This is a genomic window from Flectobacillus rivi (assembly GCF_030056655.1).
GTDB lineage: Bacteria > Bacteroidota > Bacteroidia > Cytophagales > Spirosomataceae > Flectobacillus > Flectobacillus rivi.
Genome location: NZ_JASHIE010000006.1, coordinates 163,272 through 187,419, shown reverse-complemented (window position 1 = coordinate 187,419; position 24,148 = coordinate 163,272). Strand labels below are relative to the sequence as shown.

The following is a 24,148-nucleotide window of genomic DNA, read 5'->3' as shown; positions in this document are numbered from 1 at the left end:
GATATGACTACACAACAAAAATTCAATTCTTGGTTAGACACAATTTTGACAAACGAAAAACCCGAAAAGGATATAATTGGGTATTACTTTGGCTTAGTAACTACAGAGGAGGGCTATCAGGCATACCTTATTGGTTCCAAGACTTTCGACGAGTCAACGGATGATTGGGCATGCAATATAGATTTTAGCCCTGTAAATAAGTATTTATTTCTTGGACAAAAAGATTTGGTATGGTATCAAATACTAGATAATTTTAAAACTTATCTAATTGACTATTCAAAAACTTCTGTCTTTAAAAATAGTTTTTTAGAAAATTCTATTGCTATTGCCTATGGTTTTGATGAAGGCGACCTCTTTAGGCTTAAATAATTTTATAAAAAGCCAATTCAAGAAATATGCTATGTTTGTTTTACCCTCCGCTTAAACTCACTTGGACTAATTCCTCGATATTTCTTAAATATACGATTCAAATGGCTCGCATCACTAAACCCTAACTCATAGACTATCTCGCTGATATTCAAATTAGTATGTATCAGTCTCATTTCTATAATCTTAATTTTATAATTCATCACATACTCTTGCAGACTACTTCCTGTTTGTATTTTGAAATACTCACTAAGATAGGTAGCCGATAAATTGAAGTGTTTGGCAAGCTCTTCGACTCGAAGTTTTGAGGGTTCATAAATATGCTGATGAATATAGTTGATCATGAGCATAGCCGTTTCAGATTTGGGTTTGTCAATATTTATGGGAGTTATCAGCGAAATATTTCTGGCAGCGATGGTAATTATCGTGTTAATCAATTGTTGAATTACCTCCTCTGTATGAGGAAATTGATGATGATGTTCGCGAATAAGCGCTTCAACCAAAGCTCTGACCAAGGGCTTATCAGCTACGGTTTTTAGAATACAACCAGGCAAATGGTTGTGATTATGAAAAATAAACTCCAGTCTTTTGACCCAATCTTTACTTTGTTGATTTAAGTACGCACTATTGAATCTGATAAAAAATAGTTTGCTCGAGGATTGTATTTCAAATCCGTGTGAATCTTGTGGGAAAATCAAAAATAACTTGTCTTTGGCAAATGGCAACCGATATTGATTAATCCACTGAATACCTGTTCCCTCCAACACAAAAACCATTTCAAAAAAAGTATTTTTATGTGGACGAGCCTCATAATGGTCTTTCTCCCAAAGCTCCAACTCAAATGGCAAATATAAATTACGTATTTCCATACCTTTAAACTTACAAATACAACCTTTATTTATACAACACTTCAAACCTATTTTGCCTGCAATTTTGCAAAAAAACAATAAACATTATGAATACTACCTCATTTTTATTACTTCGTTTAGGCATTGGTATAAGTATGTTTGGGCACGGCTTGGTACGTTTACCCAAACTGGCAGGGTTTAGCAAATGGATGGTTACCTCTTTCGAAAAATCCTTGCTTCCTAGCGCTATCGTTACGCCATTTAGTTATGCTTTACCTATTCTCGAATTTGGGATTGGCACGCTACTAATTCTTGGTCTATTGACCAAACAAGCACTTTTGGCAGGAAGCATCGTAATGCTTTTATTATTATTGGGAACAACGCTTATCGAGAACTGGGAAGCGCTTCCTTCACAATTAATCCATTTGGTATTTTTTGCGATTTTGATACAGTTTATTTCATCCAATACATGGTCATTAGACTATTTCCTCTTCAACAAATAAGGTCATGGATAGCAGAAGAAAATTCATTCAACAAAGTAGTGCATTGGGACTTAGTCATTTATTGCTACCTAGTTTTTTAGCAAAAGCTTCAACAAAAGAAAATACACCTAGCTCAAAATGGGCTGATGGTTCAAGATTAGTGGTATCTATTTCCATGCAATTTGAATCTGGAGGTGAGCCAGAAAATGCCGAAAGCCCTTTTCCACAAAATCTAGAAAAAGGGTACCGAGATTTGCCTGCCAAAACTTGGTATGAATACGGATACAAAGAAGGTATTCCAAGAATGTTGGACAATTGGGATAGGCTCGGTGTTAAAGTTACTTCTCACATGGTCGGTACTGCTGTTTTAAAAAATCCACAGCTTGCAAGTGAAATCGTAGAGCGAGGTCACGAGGCTGCCGCGCATGGGATGAATTGGAGTTCACAATACAACTTGCCTTATGAGCAAGAGAAAAAGTTTATCAAAGATGGTGTAGATGCCATTAAAAACATCACAGGCTTTAACGCCATCGGGTACAACGCCAATTGGCTACGTAGAGGCGAAAACACTTTGAGTATCCTTCAAGAACTTGGCTTTAAATACCATATCGACGACCTTAGCAGAGATGAGCCTTTTGTCATAAAAGTCAATCAAAAGGACTTTGCAGTTGTGCCCTATACTTTGAGAAACAACGATATACTACTGATTGAAGGCAAAAATTTTTCTACAAACCAGTTTTTCAATCAAGTAAAAGCCGAGTTTGACCAATTATATTTTGAAAGTCAATTCAAACGCCGAATGCTCTCTATCAGTTTTCATGACCGAATTGGGGGCACTCCTCAGATGGTTCAATCTACCTATGATTTGATTAAATACATACAAAGCCATAAAGGTGTTTCCTTCAAAAGAAAAGATGAAATTGCCACCATGGCATTGAATGATGCAAATACTATTCGGGAGTAAATCCATTATCATTAGGGTGCGACTTAAGTCGCACCCTAATGATAATGGATTTATAATTTGCGGATATTTATTAGCAGAATGACACGTCTTTGGACGCAAAGCATTACAACATGTAGGGATTATCTAAACAATCTTGGAGCAAATTCCGCAAGATAAATTCTCCAGTTTTTCCAAATATGTCCCTCTCCTGTTTCCAAATACTCATATTTTAGACCTATACCATCTAATTTTTTCTTAAAATCAATATTGGCTTGATATAAGAAATCGTCTTTACCGATGGCAATCCAGTACAGTTTCAGACCATTGTTTTTTTGTACTTTCAACGTTTCATCAAGGTTGCTATACACTTTACCTGTCGCATCTTCGCGAGGCATAATTGCTGCCGAAAATAAGCCTACATAATCGAAGGTATTCGGATAATATCGGCTGATGTGCATCGTATGAAAACCACCCATCGACAAACCTGCGATAGCACGATTTTCTTTGTTATTTTTTACTCGAAAAGTCTTTTCTACATAACTGACAATATCCATAAAGTTAGCTTCATAAACGCCATTCATCGATTGAGGCAATAGAAATTGTGGCTTATAAAAACCATCTTTTCCATAACCATAGCCAGCGTCTTGTACTACATTACCATTTGGCATAACCACAATCATTGGTTTAGCCTTACCTTGAGCAATTAAATTATCCAAAATTTGTATCGCACGTCCATGCGCAGCCCAAGATTCCTCGTCGCCACCAGCTCCGTGCAAAAGATACAAAACTGGGTATTTTTCACTGGATTGCTCATAACCTGCTGGCGTATAAATAGTCAATCTTCTATTCATTTTCAACCCTGCGGACGGATACCAATTATGTGTCACGGTTCCGTGTAGGACATCATTAGTTTTGTACAAATCTGCTCTACCTTTATCAACGATAAAAATATTGGTCATCGAAGCTGAGTTTCGCAAAGCATAAGGACTATTGGGGTCGGTTGTTTTTATTCCATCTACCACAAAAGAATAGCTATACAACTCAGAATCCAATGGTTTGGAGATATATGACCAAAGTCCATTTTTATCTTTAGTCAAATTAATAGTACCTGGCCCATCTACTAAGCCAAAGCGACTCATCACTTTTACAGGTGGCAAAAAATCTGACGTGACTTGTACGGTGTCTGCCTTAGGAGCAAAAAACCTAAATGTAACCGTACGGTCAGCATTGACCTCTGGCGAAATAATATTCTCTGGTTCTTTGGGTACTTCTTGGGCATAACTTGATTGAAACCCAACCAGAATTAGGCATAACAAAAAGAATACATTTTTCTTCATCATAAGTATATTGGATAGTATAGTTGGAAATTGATAATGCTTAGGTCAAAAAACTCAAAACCTCCTCCCATACAGTCGCAAGTACAGGAATCCCATGTTCAGCATTTTTTTTTCGAGTCGTTAGTACACGCTCGCCAGGATAACTCACAGAGCTACCTTCCTGCATCGGGACGGAAGTTTTATAATCATGAATTATACTTTCTATGGTTTGAGCAATGCTAGAATGATTGGGAAGTTTGGATAAATCAATGGCAATAAAAACTTGAGAACAGGCCATCTCTGCTGGTTTCTGGCTAATTTGATGGGTAGCCAAACCGTTTGAAAGAATCGTCGTCAGTACATCGAGCAAAAAGGATAGCCCTGCCCCTTTCCAGAACCCTACGGGTAAAGACCTCCATGAGTCCAGAATCAATTGAGGCTCGTTGGTTATATTTCCTTCTTTATCATACCCTCCTACTACTGATAAGTTTTCGCCCCTCATGACAGCCAACTCCATCGCACCAAACGAATACTGAGACATAGCCATATCTAATACCAAGGCATCTTCTCCGTAAGGGGTTGCAAAAACAATTGGGTTGTTTCCCAACTTAGGATTTGTAGCGCCCCAAGCAGGCATGTTTGCAGTAGTGTTGGTCCAGCCAATAAAAACAAAACCTTCTTTGGCAGCCTGCCAGCCATAAGCACCTCCACGCATCCAGTGATTTGTATTGGCCATAGCCACGCAACCAATCCCGTGCTTTTTAGCCAATTTCATAACTCTCTCAGTAGCAAACTTTGCGTTGTTGGGACCAGACCCTAAATTTCCATCCCATTGCTCAATTCCGCCAAATACATGAGAACGAGAGGGTTTATTTTGGGGTAAAACATAGCCTTTTTGAATATATTGTACAAAGCGAGGGAAACGATTGACACCATGAGTATAAATGCCATCAAGGCTATTTGTGGTAAATATAGTAGCACATTCCTCCGCTTTTTTTAGGGAAAACTGATGTTTGAGAAGAATCTTCTTAAATGTCTGCTGCATTTGCTCAGCGCTAATAAAGACTTGCTTTATTTCGGTCATGTTTGTTAATATTTGAGGAAAAGGGGATTTCTGATATGGGTTACTTTTGTACCAAAACAATCAAACTAGGTAAGTTGGCAAAATTAATTTACTTGCTTCAAGCTCTAGGCTTTGGTATTATACATCCAAGATATATTTCCCTAAAGCCCCTATTCTACTCAGTGTTTTTTCGGTGATATATCTTTTTTGGTCAATTTGCTGAGGTTGCTCCCTCGTACAGAAATAGCTATGGATACTTCGACGATCTCGATTTGTATAATTTGTTGTACCGCCATGCCAAACATGGGAATTGAATATAAAAACGGAACCCGCAGGAGCGATAATACGGATTTCATCTGGATGCTTGTCATTAGGATCTGTCATGACCTCTTCTGGAAGCACAGAGGAGCGATGTGTTTTGGGTACAATACGGGTTGACCCATTATTTTCAGTAAAATCATCCAGTAACCAAATGCTGTTACAAACCTTAAATACACCTTCACTTACCGCATTTTTCCAGTCAACATGAAGTTTTTGAAGACCTTTACTAGGTTTAGCGGCTCGATAGTTCAATGAAGAAAGCTTGAATGATTGACCTAAAACGGCTTCAATGCCAGCTAGTACGCGAGGGTGTGTATAAAATATGTCGAAAATTTCACCTTTGTTTACTAAATCTGCCAGACGGTCGGCGCCTTCTTCTTTGGGGTGACGAATATATTTGGAGTCTGCAAGTTCAGCACCTGCATTTTCACCCTCTTGTGTCATGAGCTCTTCAAGTCGCTGGTTTATTTTCTGCACCTGTTCTGTCGACAATAATTGTCCAAGATTCAAATATCCATTTTCATCCAAAAAGGTAACTTCTTCCTGAGTAAGCATAAGCAAGGCCGTTTAATTTATGTCTAACCAATACTACTTTTAAAGTCAAAAGGAAGCGCTTTTTACCTTAAAAAACTTATTTTTTATACTTTTCTTATAAAAAACCAGAACATTCTGTTATTGCGATAAATTTTGAGTAATATCTCTGACTTTTTTAAGTCAAAGAAGAGAAACCTTATTATGGGTATAATTAAGAAAAAAGGTTTAGCGAATTGATAAATTATATAAGCTCAAAAACGATGAATAGAAGGCAGCATAAATCATTTTAAGTAAAAAGTGTATAATTATCATTACCAAACTGTCTCTATCGAATAGTTTGGTAATGATAATAAAATCAAGGTTTTGCCACCAATCGAGCACTAATTAACTTTATAGGCAATGACTTTATTCTTCCAGAAAGTTGGAACCAATAATATTTTTTGGCTAGGAATATATTCAATATCTGCGGTATTCATTTTGGCTTCTACGGTGTCCAACAACAATTGGGTCTTGCCTTCTGGATTGATATGCCAAATTTTGCCTCTCCATTCGGTAGCGAAATAACCTTTTTGTCCGTCTGATAAAATACCGTCCAGTCCTCCCATTCCTTCGGCAATTGTTGCATATTGTTGTGTTTTTAAATCTAGTGCAAGGATTTTTCCATCGCCATTCCCAATAATCAATTTATCATTTTCAAAAAATACGCCATTAGGTGTTTTTAAAGGAGCGCCTTCTGCCACTTTCACCAATTGTCCTTTTTCTAATTTCCATAATCTATCCGAACGCATATCAGTAAAGTACACGACTTTGTTCTTCTGATCAACACTTACACCATTCAAAAAAGTAGCATTTGGTACTTCATACTTATGGAGTACTTGTCCTGTTTTAGCATCAATTTCTACTAATTTGAAAATCTCTGCTACATAAATCTTGCCGTCCAATACATCCAATCCCTTTACAGCATGCAAATTCTCCGTCACTTTTAATTGGGTAATTTTGCCGTTTAAATCTAATTTTGAAATAAAACTTTTTTCATTCGTTGCTGTTGGTGCACCATTGATGCAAGCAACGTATAAGGCTTTTGATTTGGTGTCAAAAACCACCGATTCTGGCGTTGAAATTAGGGTATCTGTCTCCCAGATTTTGGTTAGTGTCTTTTGAGAAAATGACGTTGAAACTATACCAGTAGATAATAGGATTGACAAGAGGATTGTTGATTTTTTCATAAATGATTTTAGATTTTTTATAATTGTTTAAATGAATTAATTCAAACTTAGAGACATTTTATCAGTAATTTCAAGTCCCAATCGAAAAAATTGTAATTTCGAGCTTTTGACCTATATAACTAAAGAATTATACGATTTTGGCTATCTAATCCTACATCTCATAAAACTAAAAGAGGCTTGATTTTTACTGTTTTTATTCAAAATATTCAACTATGGCAATCACTAAAAAAGTAACTGCATACTACCCTAATGCAAAAAGTGGCGATGATATTACGGAAAGTTATTTGACTTTGCTGGAAAAAGAATACAATTCAGACTTGAAAAAAATGCTTTTTGCCACGTCTGTTTGTTCTGATGACGTCAATGTATCGACAGACTTTCGTCGCGTATTATCACGACCGTTCACTATGGGCGGATTAGGAGGTTTGCCTTACTCTGGCTTTACAGGCATGGTAGCTTTTTCGCACCATATTCCTGATGGCGGTGATGCTTTTATTTTTTATGGTCCGCATATCGGCATAACCGATGAGGGTGAATTAGGACGAATGCGACGTATTGGTCAAAAACGATTGACCAATAGCTGTGGGGCTTTGATGTTGGCGCTCGAACGTTTCCAGAGTGACGATGATGTAGATACGTATGTGCCACAAAGTGTACATTATGATTATCAGCAAATTCAATTGGAACAAACGTTGATGCCGTTTAAGAATAAAATTCTTACTGCTGATAATCCCAAAAAAGCCATTACAGATTACACCTATACTGCTATAGACAAGCAAATAAAAAAGCTCGTAAGTATGAGCTTAAATGAATTTCATTGTGAGCGTATTTTCTTGTTGGGGGGCGTTATTATCAATACCAGTGAGGAATATAATGACTATGTAGATATTCGTAATTTTGATGTAATCGAAACCAAAAGTCTTGAACCTTTCAAACCAAAATCGATTTTGGAATTGGATGCCTTTAAGAATTTGTAAAAATATGGTTGAGCTTAAAAATGTGATTTACAATTAAGCGAATGAGTGATTAATTTAAAATTTGTATTCCATCAGTAGAGACGCAATGATTGCGCCTCAAGCTGAGTCAGACATAGCATAGCAGTATCAAAAAAGGGGTCGAAAAACAATTTTCGCCCCCTTTTTTAATGAAAAAAATATAGAATCGTCCTAGTTGCAAAATTCTAGATGACTCATGTTTAATACTACATTTTAAAATGATACATCTTAAGACGCAATCATTGCGTCTCTACTGGTGAAAAAATAATCACTCATCTACTCAATCTAAACTCACTCAATTTGTATTACTTATTTCTTTTTCAGTTGCCAATAAATCATATATCTGGCATCATGTAATCTGTAAAATGGGATAAGCTCCAAATTTTTGTATTTCGCTGGACTAATTAGCTCAGGGGCTACAAACGTTTGAGACTTGCCTGCTACTGGCTTTAAATAAGTAGCCAGATTCGCATTTTCAGTTTGTAATACGGGCATCGTTTCGAATGGATAAGTTTTCCCTCTAGCACGATAACCCCCAAATTGATTGGCGTCACCAATCAAATTATCTAAGTCAGTGGTATCTGTTTTAGCGGCCAACACAATTGGACCATGTAAAAAAGCCACATAGTTTGAACCGTCTGGTAAGCCCTCCGTAGTAATAGTCATTGGAAGCTTTATGGATATTTTATCTCCTTTTTTCCAAACTCTTTCCAAGCGAATATAAGTATCTGGTTTAGCGTCGATAGCCTCTTTTTTACCATTGATTACTATTTGAATTTTTCCAGCCCATTGAGGATAACGAATCATAATGCCATACGTTTTGCCACTGGTATTTTCCACCGTTAGTTCGGTAGTTTCAGAATCAGGAAATCTAGTTTGCTGCACAAGTGTTACACCCTCCGCTTTCCATACCAAACGAGAGGGAATAAACAGGTTGACGAAAATATCATTTCCTTTATGACTATAAATCAACTCGCCATATTTACCATGGTTTTCCATACCCGAACCTACACAACACCACATACACTGTTGCGCCTGCGAATACACTCGGTAATGTCGTGGACGCATAGAGGTATAATACACAAATCCGCCATGAGTTGGATGCTGACTCGAAAGAATATGGTTGTATAAGGCTCTTTCGTAGTAGTCCACATAAGTCAATTGTTCAGAAGTCTGAAACAAAGACTTGGTCAGTTTGAGCATATTATAGGTATTACAGGTTTCGGGACCAGCTATATCATTAATCATAGGCGAAAAATCATTTGCTGGGTGAAAATGCTCTGAATTACTATTACCTCCGATTACTACTGTACGATTTTTCACGACTGTTTCCCAGAAAAATTGAGCAGCTTTTAAATAATCCTCATCTCCACCAACCTCTGCAATGCGCTTAAATCCTACTGCCTTTGGTATTTGCATATTGGCATGTAAGCCTGTCAGTTGGTCTTGTCTTGCCAACAAAGGTTCAAGGATTCTACGATGTGAAAACCTTTTTGCTAATTCAAGATATTTTTTGTCGCCAGTGATAGCTGCAACATCTGCAAATATCTCGTTCAAACTGCCGTGCTCTGACACTAGCATAGTTTGAATTTGTTCATCAGTCAATTTATTGGCGATGTTATTGATAAAATCTGTCAAACGAATAAGCATTACTTTTGCTGATTCTTTGCCTGCAATGAGATAGGCATCTCGTAAACCAGCGAATAATTTATGAAGATTGTACAATGGCACCCATTTGCCATTTAAAGCAAAATCATCTGTAATAATTTTCCCTTGCTCAATATCTTTCCATAGTGCAATACCTCCTGGCATTCCACCCAAATAGCCTGTACCAATTTTATCTTGACAGCGCTTGAGCTGTGCCAACATATACTCAAGTCGTTGATTCATTCGAGCATCTCCTGTAGAGGCATACATATTTGACAATGCCGACAGATAATGTCCTCCAATGTGCCCATCCAAACCTGTATTTTCCCAGTTGCCGTAATTTGCTTTTAAGGTGTCGAGTCCTGCGGCTTTCAAATAAGGAGCCAGCAAACGGTCTGTATCAAGCGACAACATATAGTTGAGGTCGATCTGCTGAGCACTTTTAAAATCACTAGGTAAAAGCTTCACCTGCTGTAATTTAAAGTATTGGATACTATTTTGAGCCTTCGTGTGGAAGCATGTAAAGCTCATCAACCCGATTGTTGCCAATGTCAGGAGCACCGTAAAAAAAGAAGATTTTTTCATAGAATTGTTTTGAAAGGTTATTGTGTCAAAATTACACTAATCTTTTAATTCTATGAATCGTGAATAGAGAAATATGTTTATACCTATCAAATTTCACACCTTACTAATTCCCACATTTGCCCTGTTATACAGCTCTGGTTTTTGAATAATGCTACCCACAAACGATGCTATACTTTTTCTTGAAACTGCCCCTCCTACCTCTGGTTCGCCTTTAAAGGTAACGGCATAATCAATTTCGTCTGTGTCGGTAAACCAATCTGGACGAATAATCGTATAATCTAATGCCGAGGTTTCTACGATATCTGCAAGTTTTCTGTAAGGTACTAATACAGAACGAAGTGGCATATTATAAATACCAATGGAGCTAATGGCGATAACCCTTTTTACGCCTGATTCTTGCATAACTTCGACGATATTTCTTCCCATACTTTCCAAATCTCCAGCCAGATTAATATACACAAGGTCTTGACCTACAATCGCACTTTTTAGCTCTGATTGATTTAATGCGTTACCTTCAAAAACGGTACAACCATCCGAAATACTTTTAGGGAGACGTTTGGCATTTCTGACCAATAACGATAGGTCGATATTCCCTTGATTTTTCAATTCTGCAATGACATACTTGGCAAGGCTACCACTTGCTCCTATGACTAATACTTTCTTCATTTGTATTTCTAAGCAATATTAAATATGATGCGCTAGATTACTTCCCTACTCTATTTTGTAAGTGTTGAGGGTATCTTGCGCCTTGTACTTCTATTTTATTGGCGGCTTCGGTGATTTGTGCTAAATTCTCTACAGACAATTCGAGGTTGGTTGCGCCAATGTTTTCTTGTAATCTGTGCAGTTTGGTTGTGCCAGGAATAGGTACAATCCAAGGTTTTTGGGCTAATAGCCAAGCCAAGGCAACTTGCGCTGGAGTTGCACTCATTTCAGTTGCAATACTTTTTAACAAATCAACTACTACCTGATTTGCCTTGCGGTTTTCTTCAGAAAAACGAGGAACGATATTTCTAAAATCAGTACTATCAAACTGCGTATTTTCATTGATAGCTCCTGTTAAAAATCCTTTTCCAAGTGGACTAAATGGGACAAAACCAATACCTAATTCCTCTAAAGTTGGGATAATTTCGTGCTCTGGTTCGCGCCACCACAATGAATATTCGCTTTGTAATGCCGAAACAGGCAAAATCTCATGCGCCTTACGAATTGTTGTTGCGCCAGCTTCTGACAGTCCCCAATATTTTACTTTTCCTTCTTTGATGAGGTCTTGTACAGTACCTGCTACCTCTTCGATAGGAACGTTAGGATCCACTCGGTGCTGGTAGTAGAGGTCGATATAATCCGTTTTTAATCGTTTCAATGCGCCTTCGGCAACTGCTCGGATATTTTCTGGGCGGCTGTCCAAACCTTCGTTGGGTAGACCATTTTTAAACCCAAATTTGGTAGCAATTACCACTTTATCACGCATCGTCGAAAACGCTTCTCCTAACAATATTTCATTTTCATAAGGTCCGTAGGCTTCGGCTGAGTCAAAGAATGTAACTCCAGATTCATACGCCGAAAGCAATAATTTGATGGCTTCTTTTTTATCGGTAGCTGGTCCATAACCAAAGCTCAATCCCATACAACCTAATCCCAAGGTCGAAACTTCCAACCCTTGAGTACCTAATTTACGTGTTTGCATTGCTATTATTTTTTTAAATGATTTTACTCAAAATACTTGTTTTGTTGTCTTTACCGACCTTATTCGCAATAACTCTTTTGTATATACGAAAGCATTATAAAATTCAAATAAGTCGACTACTTGATAAGATTTGATAAAATTTGCTAGGCACTTCTAAATCGGCTTGGCGTTTGGGCTGAATATTTTTTGAAGAAATTGTTAAAATGAGTAGGTTCTTGAAATCCCAGCGAATCTGCAATTTGAGCAATCGTCCACGAGGTATGTCGCAATAGATTTTTGGCTTCTTGCAAAATTCTTTCAGAAATCCACTGACTGGTAGTTTTGTCTGTAACTTCCTTCACTGCTCGATTTAGATGGTTGACATGGATATTCAACTGCTCGGCATACTCTGAAGCCGATCTGTATGGAATTGCTTGCTGGATTTCTTCGATGGGAAATTGTCGCTCCAATAACTCCAAGAAAAGTGCTGAAATACGTTGAGATGAATTGACTTTTACCTTATCCAACTGTGTGGAAGTTTGGCTTTTCATAGCAAAATGTAGCAACTCCATTACCTGCGTTTTTAGCACATCGTATTTATAAATATACTCAGAATTGATTTCCTGAAGCATTTTTTGAAAAATAGACACCACAAAATCAGCTTGATTATCGGTCAACTCAAAGATATGAATACCTGTAGGTTGAAAAACTGAATATTGATTGAGATTGGTATAGTTTTGAAAAAAATGTTGGTTAAAAATACAAAACATCCCGCCTTGCACTTCTTGCGTATTTTCCCATTTGTAAGGAATCAAAGGGTTAGAAAAAACCAACGCTTGCTTCTGAACCTCCACGATTTTATCAGCATAATGCACTCTTCCATTGCCTCTCAAAAAGGTAATTTTGTGATAGTCTCGTCGTCGATAAGGCACAGGTTTAGCATTTTTTCCAACATAAGGGTCTAGTTGAAAAACGTTGAAATGACCAATATCTTTACGCAAGGAATCTGGAATCCATTCAAACTTCCGTTCGTAAAAATCTTCTAAAGTTTCTGCTTGTTCCATCCGCTGTGTCGATTGCTTAATTTGATAGTACAAATTTCGCTCTTTTTTACAGTTGGACTTTAATGCAATTCAAACAGAAGATTACGAAAATCAAACAATTTAACGGTTTGATTTTCACAACCCCGTTTATGCTACTTTCCCAGAACGATATTTTGAAGGAGTCGTTCCTGTATGTTTCTTGAAAAAACTATTAAAATTAGTGACCTCATGAAAGCCTAAAGCATCCGAAATTTGAGCAATATTCCAATTACTTTGTTTGAGTAATTGTTGAGATTCTTTCAAAAAACGCTCCGCAATCAATTCTGAGGTAGTTCTTTCGCTTGATTCCTTCACCACACGATTGAGGTGATTGACATGGATATTCAATTGTTCGGCAAACTCCGATGGTGCTTTTACTTGAACTTTCTGGTAAATATTATCAATGGGAAATTGTCTTTCCAACAACTCTAAAAACAAGTTGTAAATCCGCTGATTGGAATTAGCCTTTGTTTTTTCGAAAATCAAAGCTGGGTGTGAACGCATCACATAGTGTAAAATTTCGTACATGATTGTCCGTAACACATCAAATTTGAATTGATAATCCGTTTGGATTTCTTCCAACATTCGTAAAAAATGTTTTTCTAGTAATAAATACTGCTCTTCATCTAATTCGAAAATATGTACGCCACTTGGTTGAAAAACGGTGTATTCATTGATATTTCCAAATTGGTTGAAAAACATACCACTAAAAATACAAAAGTAACCATCTTGCACTTTGTCAGTATTTTCCCATTTATACGGAATGTTAGGATTGGTAAAAACGATGGCATATCGCTCAACAGAGGCAGTTCTGTCGGCATAATGTACGTTTCCACTCCCTTTCATCAGGGTAACTTTATAATAATCCCGTTTACGATATGGCAAAGGATTCGCATATTCACCTACAAATGGTTTCAAACTAAAAACATTGAAATGTCCATTTTTTTTATCTACAAATTCGGGCAATTGATTAAACTTCTGAAGATAGAAATCTTCAATTCTCTCAGAGGTCGGCATAATAAATAGGGCAATACAAATCGTGTACTAACGTGGTATTGCTTTAAATTTTCTCTTATTGATTCATTTGAATACCCTAATATACCAATAAAAATCAAATTAGGCTGGTCGAAAGTTTCAACCAGCCTAATTTCACTATTAACTATCGATTGGAAATAAATTTCTGCTTGACATTTCTATAACTTTAAGGTAGCGCTCAAATAGTAAAAACCACCAACACTAGGTCCTGCCAAAAAGTTATAATAATATTGATTGAGCAAATTGGTTGCACCTAATTTCAACTCAATGGGCTGACTTTTGAGTTCATAGCTCACTTGTCCATCGAGTGTACTGTATGCAGGAACTGTGCCTGTTGCTAATGACGATTGCCAGATGAAAGCATCTTGCCATTTGTAATTGAGTGCCATACCCCAACCATTACCAAGGTTGCGATTCGAAAGCCCCACATTCAAAATCCATTGAGGGGTATTAAACGCCTCCTCCAAACCGTCATTGGTTTCTTTCCTGTCTAGTTTGGCATAAGATACATTACTATTAATCACAAAGCTTTTGTAAAACTGATAGCGTGCGCCAAGGCTAGCGCCGTAGTTATAAACCTTACTTTTAGAGTTAGTCCACAAACGATAACGGTCTTGCTTGGTTCGGTCATTGAGATAATATGCCAAAGAATCACCATTCGTAAAGCCCGATTTAATCGTTGACACTTCTACCTGAGCCATGAAGTTTTGATAAACATTGTAATAAAAATCTGCATCAATAAAGAGTTTTTTATCCAAAAATTGACCCTTATATCCTATTTCAAAACTATTGACTCTTTCGGGTTTGAGATAGGTGTAATCATTTTTTTGCACTAGCCCTTTATTCTTTTCAATAGCCTGTGCCACAGTTAATCCCTTCGTGTTTACGTCGCTCGTTACTGCAGTTTGGAAAGCATCTATGGAGGTTTTATAATAAGAGTTTTCGAAAATACCCTTCGACATTACTGGCAAACCACCCACTCGCTTGACACCTCCGCTATTGACATTCGAAAAGGCTTCAAATAAGCTTGGAAATCGGTATCCATTTTGGAATGAAACACGAAAATTTTGGTCATCTGTCGGCGAAAACACCATGGCTACCCTTGGATTCCACTGCCAGTCAAAATACTGGTTTTTATCAGCACGAATACTTAGATTAACCTGTAATTTATTATCAAACAATGACTTAGTAATCTGCGTAAAAGCGCCATATTTGTAATAAGTCAAATCTTTCCCTGGCTCTACAGGGTTAATAAAATAGTTACCATCAGGATATACCTGATACATGCGATAATCAAAGCCAGACAAGATATTGATTCCGTATTTTTCTTTCCACGAAGCTAAAGCTTCCTCTGTCAAGTTGTACTGTCCTTCGGCATGATACATCCATGACTTGACACGCAAGGCAGCGCCAACATCCCAGTTATTGATATCGCCTAATTTTTTAATCAAGGCATCAAACTCAGCCGTATGCGGTTGTGGGCGACCTGCATCGGCTTTTACTCTTGCGTCTTTCAATGCTTGAGTGGCAGTAATACCTGCTTGCGTACTTGCGAGAAATGCGGTGCTAAAATCCTTAAACCATTGCGTATCTGTCTTAAAACTACGGTCGATATTTTCGGCCATCGAACGAATGTTATAGGAATCTCCCGTATTTTCAGTCGTCATATAACCACGAAGAATCAGAGACTTGTTTTTGAAGTTCAGAATATGCTGAGATACCCAATAATTATCTAATCTAAAACGATTGGTACGTTGATAAATATTATTGAGATACCCCATTCTGAAGGTATAATTCAATTCAGAATGGGCGCTCGGTTTGAAAGCAAGGGTCAAATCAGCCTTGAGGTTTTGAATAGAAAAATCAGCAATATCCTTTTCGGTGTAACCTGTACGGGCAACAGAATAGCGCTTGCCCCCAAGTGTTAAAGTCTGGCGGTTAGACGATTCGTTACCATAAGAATTGATACCATCGTAAGCAGGATTGTCTGAGCCAAGCAAGCCCAGTGAAGCGTTACCATTGGGATTCAAATCTTGATTATTATCCGAAATCCAGTCGTTTCCTTTCAGGTAATTAAGATTTAGTTTTACAGCCCATCGATTATTCCAAGCCTTTGCCCAACGCAGAGAGGTTTCTGTAAAAAGTTGTGCTGAAGCATTGGCATCGCCCAAATGATTAACCCCTGTTTTTTGTTGAAAAGAAAAACCTTGATATTCAAAGGGGTTTTTGGATAAAATTTGTACCATGCCATTCAAAGCATTCATTCCGTACAGTGCCGAAGCCGTTCCTGGGATAAGCTCGACACGGTCAATATCCAAATCGGTTGGCGCCAAAGCACCACCAATCGGTGCGCCAATATGAGGCGCTTGGTTGTCGGCACCGTCTACCAATTGCACAAATCGAACATTGGTCGGATTCGCAAATCCGCGAGTATTATAAACCTTAAATCCCAAACTGGAGGTAAGCAATTGTACACCCTTAAGGTTTTCGATTGCCTCAAAATAGCTAGGTGCAGGAGACGATTTTATCGCACGAGCATCCAATAACTCGATACTTACGGGCGATTTCATGATAGACATTGGCAAACGAGATGCCGTTACCACCACTTCCGAAAGATGTGTGGTGGTATCTTTTGTGGTTTGAGAGAATGTTTGATAAAAGCATAGTAAACTAATTATGGTAATCAGTTTTTTCATATCGTTATAGTTTATAGAATATTTCGATGAAATTAATTTTTACCTGTATTAGGTTCTAATTTTTATACAGTTAGCTAAAAGTTGAAAAATGTTTCATATAAAATAATGTAGACTTTTTGCCTAGTGCCTACAGCTTATTGGACTAGTTCGTACTTTTTATCATTTTTTGCACATAATTGTTATATCCTTAGGAAAATAGCGAATATCAAAAAAAAGCCTTTGAAGGCCGATTATTCTTTACAAATATAGAAGTCATCTTGACTTTTGGTAGAATTGCATAGAAATAAAAAAGGTTGCCGATATTTGTTTTGCGAACCATACCAAGCAACCTTTTTATGTACTACGTACTCAGCAAAGATATAATAGAATCAGAAATAATTGGTTATTTACCTGAAAGAAAACGAGGATTTAAGCCACAAGTGCCTCTTTGTGAAATAATTAACTGTATTCTTTATAAGTTAAAAAGCGGAATTCAATGGCATTTATTACCTGTCAAAAGCCTATTTAGCACTCGTGCTCTTCATTATAAAACTGTTTTCGGACATTATCGGCGTTGGTGCAAGGAAGGTATTTGGAAAAAGTGTTGGATAGAACTTTTAAAAAAATACAAGTCTTCCTTCGACCTCTCATTGGTAAATTTAGATGGAAGTCATTCGTCATGTATTCGAGGTGGCGAAGAAGTTTCTTATCAAGGTAGGAAGAAGAGAAAAACTACCAACTCACTTTACTTGACTGATAAACAAGGGCTTGTGTTGGCTATGTCAACGCCAGTTTCAGGCAATCATAATGATTTATTTAACATTGAGCAGACATTTGAAGAACTTACTACCATGTTAGAGGATGCTACTATTTCAGTTGATGGGTTATTTTTGAATGCCGACGCAGGTTTTGACGCAGATAGCTTACATCAATTATGCCATCAAAAAAACATTATCGCCAATATTGCTCCCAACAGAAGGAACACTACTGGCGATAATGTGTCTAGCGCTATTGACGATGATCTCTATAAAGAAAGATACTCTATTGAAAGAACTAACGCATGAATAGATAGTTACAGGTCTTTGTTAAATCGATTTGATACAACCCTTTCAAGTTGGATAGGATTTCACTTTATAGCTTTTATTATCATCGCAATGAAGAAAATTAAAAAGTCAAGATGACCTCATAGAAAACAAATTAGATGCAAATCATCAATAATTCTAAAAAAATGTCATATCGTCTCTTTCACTTCAGAAAAGAGATTTGTGAGTAGCAAATGTAAAAGCGCCGTAGGAGCGACACAAAGCCAAAATCTTGAAGTCTTTCGCACCTGCGGAGCCGATGAAAAAATTGGTTTCTTAAAACCCTAATAAACATTTTGGCTCGTATCAATGAGCTGTAGGCATTTGGCAAAATGCATTCATGATTTCATTAAAAGTACTTTTGAACTTTCGGTTTACAGCATATTGCCTAGAGCGGGTAAAATCAATTTGATTTTGCCCATTAACGTATTAATTTCTGAAAATTTCTGTTAATTTATCCCTATAAACCTCCACAAAGATGATACACAGAAAAACCACCCTATCAGAAAATATAGTTGCATTTTGTAGATTTCTCAGAGAACATGGTTTTTCTATAAGTGTGCAAGACGAAACCACTGCTCTGGAGGCTCTTTCCTATATTTCTTATCAAAACAGGCTCGATTTTCAGACAGCCTTAGCCATTACACTTGTCAAAAAAGTCCAACAATTAGAGGTCTTCAATCGACTATTTGATGATTATTGGAAAGAGCTTGAAAAAGCACTAGATTCCAAAATCAAAGATGGGAAAAGCAGGTCTAATCGCCCCATCAAGAGTGAGGAGCAAGCCTTTAATTCCCTAAAGTCTTGGCTCAATGGTAACCGACAAAGCAAAGAGGAACAAATGGCATCTTACAGTCCTAACGAAAGCTTAGGGCAGAAAAATTTTGCCAATATCCCTGCTGATGAGATTGCCGATATGATGGTAAGTATTCAAACTCTCTCACGCACCCTCGCTAGAGCAATTGCAAGGCGCGAACAGGCCACAAGAGCCAGAAAACAGTTTCATTTTGCAAGAACCATCCGAAAAAATATGCGCACTGGTGGCGAGTTGATAGAATTAGCATTCAGGAAGCCTAAAAAAAATCGTCTAAAATTGGTATTACTTTGCGATGTAAGCAAGTCGATGGATTTGTACTCGGCTTTTTTTATTCAGTTTATGTATGCTTTTCAGAAAGTATATCAAAAAATTGAAACCTTTATTTTTAGTACCCAAATCGCAAGAATTACAAATGAGCTAAATACTAATCATTTCAATGAAGTGAAAGCGAATTTTTCAGAAAAAATCAATATTTGGTCAGGTGGCACCAAGATTGGACAGTCTTTGACACAATTTAACCAAGAGTTTGGGAAGAGATACGTAAACCATCAAACGGTGGTCATTATTCTCTCTGATGGATGGGAAACGGGAAATCCTGAAATATTAGCCAATGCTATGGAAACACTTCATCAGCAAGCGTATAAAATTTTATGGCTCAACCCGCTTGCTGGTAATCCAAACTTTCAAGCAAATACCGTGGGTATGCAAGTGGCCATGCCATATATCAGCCACTTCGCCCCTGTCCATAACCTCGAAAGTCTCAAACAATTGGGAAAAATGATTTGATGATTTGGCGTTTAGAGAAACTCAAATTGAGCGAATGAGTGATTATTTTAAAATATCTATTAAAAAATAATCACTCATTCGCTCAATTTGGGATGACTCATGTCGTACTGTTACGATTATTACAAAAAAACTATTTTGACAAATAGACTTTATCAATTAATTCTTGGTATTCAGATTCAGCATTAGCAGAAACGGTAATACCTCCTCCGCTTTTAAAAAGTATTCCTTGTTGCGTATTCTCGATAAAGCGAATCATCACGGAGCTATCTAAATTTTGTCCATCAAATATTCCGAAAATACCTGTGTAATATCCTCTGTTATACCCTTCAGCCTCTCTGATAATCTCTAAAGTCTGTGGTTTCGGCGCCCCTGTAATAGACCCAGCGGGAAGCATTTTAAAGAGTAATGTACCTATTTTTTGTGCATAATTATCAGGCAACTTTCCACAAATTTCTGAGCTTACTTGTAACAAATCACCTTCGTTGGTAGCAACTCTATCGATATATCTAAACCGCTCTACCCATACTTTTTCGGCTACCATACTAATATCATTTCTGATTAAATCCACAATAGTAGCATGTTCTGCCAACTCCTTTTTATCCTCCAAAATAGTCGTTTCTGCATCAGGAATATTGGCAGAAATTGTGCCTTTCATCGGATGGGACGAGATAATCCCCGACTTAATCTGTACGAATGTTTCGGGTGAAAATAGGACAAACTGATTTTTAAATAACAATTGATAAGTGGCTTCACTACGTTCAAATATCTCTCTTAAGGATAAATTTACCCGAATAGGAGTCGGTTTGGTAAGATTTACTAAAAAACTATCTCCTCTCTTTAAATGGTTTTGAACTAGTGTAAAAGAGTGTTGGTATTCATGAAAACTGATTGGGTATTTTTCAAAAACCACCTCCGTATTTTCGGTAGTTTTCTGCTTAAAATGGTAATTCGTTTTATCTCCAATTTTGTAGAATATTTGGTGCTGTGCAACCTCCTCCAAAGGAATCACCAAGGGCTTTTGCATCAGATAGTCAATCACAAAGAAAAAAGGCTTTTGAGATTGACCAAACTGATTCATTCGCTCAATAGCAACCAAAGCGGCTGGAGGAAGTGAATGTTTTTTATAACTCATGATTGAGAATGAATGATGAAGAAAAACAGGGAATTAAGAAGTCTTTTGAATCAAAACACAAAAACTCTATTCTTTTCTCCCTTTTCTTGTAAAAAAATCACCCCTCAAGAAAGTTTCTTGAGGGGTGTGAAATATTCTTATGCTAAAAAACGCTTATGCGTTCACAAAAGTTTTACCTTTTTCTATCGCTTTAGCCAAACCACTTACGTCCGAACCACCCGCTGTTGCAAAGAATGGCTGACCACCGCCGCCTCCTTTCACTTCTTTGGCCAATTCACGAATAATTTGTCCCGCATTTAAGCCTTTGTCTGCTACCAGATTATCAGCAATCATAACTGCCAATTGTGGCTTACCAGCGATTTCAGCACCTAATACGCAATACAAATCACCCACTTTTGCTTTTAATTCATAAGCCAATTGTTTCAAAGCATCTGCCGAACCAACTTCAACAACTTCAGTGATAGCGTTGATGCTACCGTAAGAAACGATTTTGTTCAACAAACGTTCTTTGGTTGCTTGAAGTTTTTCTTGTTCAAATACTTCGATTTTCTTCGCCAAAGCATTTTTCTCTTCCAACAACGAAGCCACTGCTTTTACTAAGTCTTTTGGCGCTTTCAACAATTGATTCAACTGGTCAAGAATAGCCTCTTGTTCACGAAGAATTTCGAACGCTTTTTCTGACGTAACCGCTTCAATACGACGAACACCCGTTGCTACTGAAGTTTCAGTGATAATCTTAAACAAACCAATATTACCTGTTGCAGGCACGTGTGTACCACCGCAAAGTTCTACCGAATAGTTTTTATCGAAAGTAATCACTCGAACGAAATCACCATATTTTTCACCAAACAATGCCATAGCACCACGTGAAGTTGCTTCAGAAATAGGAACATTACGTTCTTCTACCAAAGGAATATTTTCACGGATTTTTTGGTTTACAATCTCCTCAACCTGAGCAATTTCTTCGTCGGTAACTTTCTGGAAGTGAGAGAAGTCAAAACGTAAAATTTCGTTATTTACTAATGAACCTTTTTGGTTTACGTGACTTCCCAAGACTTGCTTAAGCGCTGCCTGCATCAAGTGAGTAGATGTGTGGTTGTTGTTAGTCAACTTTCTACGAGCTAAATCAATACTTGCTTTTACCGGTTCGTCAGAAACCAAAGATTCAAAACGCTTGTCGCTGATAAAATGCACGATAAGGTCGTTTTCTTTTTTGGTATCTACTACTTCAATCGCAACTCCACCAAAACTAATCGTACCTTTATCTCCAACCTGACCACCTGATTCGGCATAGAAAGGCGTTTTGTCCAAAACCACTTTATATTGCGTACCTTGTTTGTTCTGAACTTTTTGGTATTTCACTACAGAAGAAACCGTTTCGAATTCATCATAACCCACAAATTCGATTTTATCTACTTCTTGTAAAATCACCCAGTCTTCAGCAGAAGTAGAAGCATCCTTGCGTGAACGCTCTTTTTGTGCTTGAAGGGCTGCTTTGTATCCTTCTTCGTCGATTGACAAACCATTTTCACGAGCGATAAGGGCAGTTAAGTCAACAGGGAAACCGAAGGTATCATTCAACTCAAATACTTGCTCACCATTGATCACTGTTTGATTATTAGCTTTCAAATCAACAGTGATTTTATCTAATAATTTCAAACCATTCTCAAGTGTACGCAAGAAAGAGTTTTCTTCTTCTAAAATAACTTTTGCTACAAAATCTTGTTGAGAAATCAATTCTGGGAAAACACCGTCAAATTGTTCTGACAACAATGGTACAATCGAGTGCAAAAACGGCTCACGGAATCCTAAATAAGTATAGCCATAACGTACCGCACGACGCAAAATACGACGAATTACATAACCAGCCTTGTTGTTTGAAGGTAATTGTCCATCGGCAATTGCAAACGCGATAGCACGAATGTGGTCAGCAATAACACGAAGCGAAATATCTGTCCACTTGTCTTGACCATACACTTTGCCAGCTTTGTCAGCAATAAGTTTGATCGTACCTTGGAAAACGTCAGTATCGTAGTTCGATTGTTTCCCTTGGATTGCCATACACAAACGCTCAAAGCCCATTCCTGTATCCACGTGCTTCGAAGGAAGTGAGACCAATGAACCATCTGCCATACGCTCAAATTGCATGAATACGTTATTCCAGATTTCAACAACCTGAGGGTGGTCTGCATTTACTAGCTCTTTTCCTGATTTCAATGCAACCTCTTCAGCATCACGTAAATCGATATGGATTTCTGAACATGGACCACATGGACCAGTTTCACCCATTTCCCAGAAGTTATCCTTTTTATTTCCTAGAATAATGCGCTCTTCTCCAACGATAGCCTTCCAAATATCCCATGCTTCTTGGTCAAATGGCACGCCATCTTTTTCATCACCTTGGAACACCGAAACGTAGATACGATCTTTTGGTAACTTGTACACCTCTGTCAATAACTCCCATGACCAAGCCAAGGCTTCTTTTTTGAAATAGTCGCCAAATGACCAGTTACCCAACATTTCAAACATCGTATGGTGGTATGTGTCAAAGCCTACATCTTCAAGGTCATTGTGTTTTCCTGAAACTCTCAAACATTTTTGGGTATCGGCAATACGCTTTGAGGGCGGAGTTCCGTTACCTAAGAAAAAATCTTTGAACTGAGCCATACCCGAGTTGTTGAACATCAAGGTTGGGTCATTTTTGGCTACTAATGGAGCTGAAGGAACAATTAAGTGACCTTTCGATGCAAAAAAGTCCAAGAACTGTTTTCTAATTTCTCTGGAAGTCATTGGTAATTATATGGTTATGTTTAGGGCTGAAATGACTGACAAATGTCATTCCTTACACTAAATATTTTTTTGTACTAAATAGATTCCTGATTTTTCGATAAAAATTTTATCTTTGCTTAAAATCATTTTTTTGCAAAATTAGTTGTTTTCAGGCTCAAGAACGATAATGTTGAAAAATCATTTTAGCTAATTATCGAATTTCAACACACTACGACTTTATTAATAGCTAATTATCAGACACTTAGCCGCCAACTAAAAACTAACACCCTCATAGTTTTGTAATAAAATTTTTACTTTGGATTGGGAGAACACATACTATTTAGAGTATAAGGTCCTAGGTTTCTCTCGATTTTTGAATATTATGCAGCAGAATCTTACTAAACGTTATTATTCCATATCAGAAGTTGCAGGCATGTTTAACGTAAATATTTCAAAATTACGTTATTGGCAGGATCACTTCCCGACGATAAATCCCAAGCGTGATCGAGCTGGGGATAGAAAATACACACAAGATGATATTAAGGAAATTCGAGAAATTTTTGTTTTAATCGAAGAAGAAGGACATACCATTGAAGGTGCCAAAAATGCCCTAGAAAAAAAGAGAGCTCGCAAAAACGCCAACCAAGAAGTAGTAGATACTTTGGTAGGCTTACGTGATTTTCTTAAAAAAGTAAGAGATTCTCTCGAACAGGGAGATGATAGTTCGTTATAATTTGATTACAAAGTACCACTAGCACACCTGAAAATCTACCCTTGA

General features: G+C 37.4%; 19 protein-coding genes and 1 pseudogene. 7 read left to right on the top strand and 13 right to left on the bottom strand.

Annotation, left to right across the window (positions count from 1 at the left end):
• Positions 1-3 precede the first annotated feature (3 nt).
• A complete protein-coding gene (locus QM481_RS10280) occupies positions 4-369 on the top strand; it encodes a hypothetical protein (protein ID WP_283381684.1) in 366 nt (121 codons plus the stop codon).
• Between the two features lie 29 nt (positions 370-398).
• On the opposite strand, the gene QM481_RS10275 is transcribed toward QM481_RS10280, so the two are convergent.
• Positions 399-1,235 (bottom strand): helix-turn-helix domain-containing protein, encoded by an 837-nt coding sequence (locus QM481_RS10275; RefSeq protein WP_283381683.1) that lies wholly within the window; start codon positions 1,233-1,235, stop codon positions 399-401.
• Positions 1,236-1,321: 86 nt separating this feature from the next.
• Between QM481_RS10275 and QM481_RS10270 the strand changes: the two genes are divergently transcribed.
• Together QM481_RS10270 and QM481_RS10265 are read left to right on the top strand one after the other, a co-directional pair.
• Complete coding sequence (locus QM481_RS10270; RefSeq protein ID WP_166551034.1) at positions 1,322-1,717, top strand: DoxX family membrane protein; 396 nt, start codon at positions 1,322-1,324, stop codon at positions 1,715-1,717.
• 4 nt (positions 1,718-1,721) lie between these two features.
• Positions 1,722-2,660 (top strand): polysaccharide deacetylase family protein, encoded by a 939-nt coding sequence (locus QM481_RS10265; protein ID WP_283381682.1) that lies wholly within the window; start codon positions 1,722-1,724, stop codon positions 2,658-2,660.
• 119 nt (positions 2,661-2,779) lie between these two features.
• Here the strand turns inward: QM481_RS10265 and QM481_RS10260 are convergent, their stop codons facing one another.
• From QM481_RS10260 to QM481_RS10245, 4 genes are all read right to left on the bottom strand, one after another.
• Entirely contained in the window at positions 2,780-3,979 is a 1,200-nt protein-coding gene (locus tag QM481_RS10260; RefSeq protein ID WP_283381681.1) for an esterase, read from the bottom strand.
• Between the two features lie 37 nt (positions 3,980-4,016).
• Positions 4,017-5,039 carry a 3-dehydro-L-gulonate 2-dehydrogenase gene (yiaK, locus tag QM481_RS10255; protein WP_283381680.1) on the bottom strand — a complete coding sequence of 341 codons (1,023 nt, stop codon included), beginning with the start codon at positions 5,037-5,039 and terminating at the stop codon, positions 4,017-4,019.
• 117 nt (positions 5,040-5,156) lie between these two features.
• The gene (locus QM481_RS10250) at positions 5,157-5,894 is read right to left on the bottom strand and encodes a phytanoyl-CoA dioxygenase family protein (protein ID WP_283381679.1); all 738 of its coding nucleotides are present in this window, start codon (positions 5,892-5,894) and stop codon (positions 5,157-5,159) included.
• A gap of 359 nt (positions 5,895-6,253) precedes the next feature.
• Positions 6,254-7,099, bottom strand: coding sequence for an SMP-30/gluconolactonase/LRE family protein (locus QM481_RS10245; protein WP_166551038.1), 846 nt, complete (start codon positions 7,097-7,099; stop codon positions 6,254-6,256).
• A 212-nt stretch (positions 7,100-7,311) separates the two neighbouring features.
• Between QM481_RS10245 and QM481_RS10240 the strand changes: the two genes are divergently transcribed.
• Positions 7,312-8,076 (top strand): LCIB family protein, encoded by a 765-nt coding sequence (locus tag QM481_RS10240; protein ID WP_166551039.1) that lies wholly within the window; start codon positions 7,312-7,314, stop codon positions 8,074-8,076.
• A gap of 327 nt (positions 8,077-8,403) precedes the next feature.
• Here the strand turns inward: QM481_RS10240 and QM481_RS10235 are convergent, their stop codons facing one another.
• The 6 genes from QM481_RS10235 to QM481_RS10210 form a co-directional block, all read right to left on the bottom strand.
• The gene (locus QM481_RS10235) at positions 8,404-10,326 is read right to left on the bottom strand and encodes a glycoside hydrolase family 127 protein (RefSeq protein ID WP_283381678.1); all 1,923 of its coding nucleotides are present in this window, start codon (positions 10,324-10,326) and stop codon (positions 8,404-8,406) included.
• Between the two features lie 93 nt (positions 10,327-10,419).
• Complete coding sequence (locus QM481_RS10230; protein WP_283381677.1) at positions 10,420-10,992, bottom strand: NAD(P)H-binding protein; 573 nt, start codon at positions 10,990-10,992, stop codon at positions 10,420-10,422.
• 37 nt (positions 10,993-11,029) lie between these two features.
• On the bottom strand, positions 11,030-12,013 hold the full coding sequence (locus tag QM481_RS10225; RefSeq protein WP_283381676.1) for an aldo/keto reductase: 984 nt from the start codon (positions 12,011-12,013) through the stop codon (positions 11,030-11,032).
• 143 nt (positions 12,014-12,156) lie between these two features.
• Complete coding sequence (locus QM481_RS10220) at positions 12,157-13,056, bottom strand: helix-turn-helix domain-containing protein (RefSeq protein WP_283381675.1); 900 nt, start codon at positions 13,054-13,056, stop codon at positions 12,157-12,159.
• A gap of 126 nt (positions 13,057-13,182) precedes the next feature.
• The gene (locus QM481_RS10215; protein WP_283381674.1) at positions 13,183-14,091 is read right to left on the bottom strand and encodes a helix-turn-helix domain-containing protein; all 909 of its coding nucleotides are present in this window, start codon (positions 14,089-14,091) and stop codon (positions 13,183-13,185) included.
• Positions 14,092-14,267: 176 nt separating this feature from the next.
• The gene (locus tag QM481_RS10210) at positions 14,268-16,805 is read right to left on the bottom strand and encodes a TonB-dependent receptor (protein ID WP_283381673.1); all 2,538 of its coding nucleotides are present in this window, start codon (positions 16,803-16,805) and stop codon (positions 14,268-14,270) included.
• 335 nt (positions 16,806-17,140) lie between these two features.
• Between QM481_RS10210 and QM481_RS10205 the strand changes: the two are divergent.
• Both QM481_RS10205 and QM481_RS10200 read left to right on the top strand, forming a co-directional pair.
• Positions 17,141-17,965 (top strand): annotated as a pseudogene (locus QM481_RS10205) (IS5 family transposase).
• Between the two features lie 379 nt (positions 17,966-18,344).
• Positions 18,345-19,469 (top strand): vWA domain-containing protein, encoded by a 1,125-nt coding sequence (locus tag QM481_RS10200; protein ID WP_283381672.1) that lies wholly within the window; start codon positions 18,345-18,347, stop codon positions 19,467-19,469.
• A gap of 130 nt (positions 19,470-19,599) precedes the next feature.
• Here the strand turns inward: QM481_RS10200 and QM481_RS10195 are convergent, their stop codons facing one another.
• Together QM481_RS10195 and alaS are read right to left on the bottom strand one after the other, a co-directional pair.
• Positions 19,600-20,601, bottom strand: a complete 1,002-nt coding sequence (locus tag QM481_RS10195) for an aminodeoxychorismate synthase component I (protein WP_283381671.1) — start codon at positions 20,599-20,601, stop codon at positions 19,600-19,602.
• 153 nt (positions 20,602-20,754) lie between these two features.
• Entirely contained in the window at positions 20,755-23,391 is a 2,637-nt protein-coding gene (alaS, locus tag QM481_RS10190) for an alanine--tRNA ligase (RefSeq protein ID WP_166551054.1), read from the bottom strand.
• Positions 23,392-23,752: 361 nt separating this feature from the next.
• Here alaS and QM481_RS10185 point away from each other — a divergent pair, with 361 nt between their 5' ends.
• Positions 23,753-24,103: a MerR family transcriptional regulator gene (locus QM481_RS10185; RefSeq protein ID WP_283381670.1), complete on the top strand. Its 351-nt coding sequence runs from the start codon at positions 23,753-23,755 to the stop codon at positions 24,101-24,103.
• The last annotated feature ends 45 nt before the right edge of the window (positions 24,104-24,148 follow it).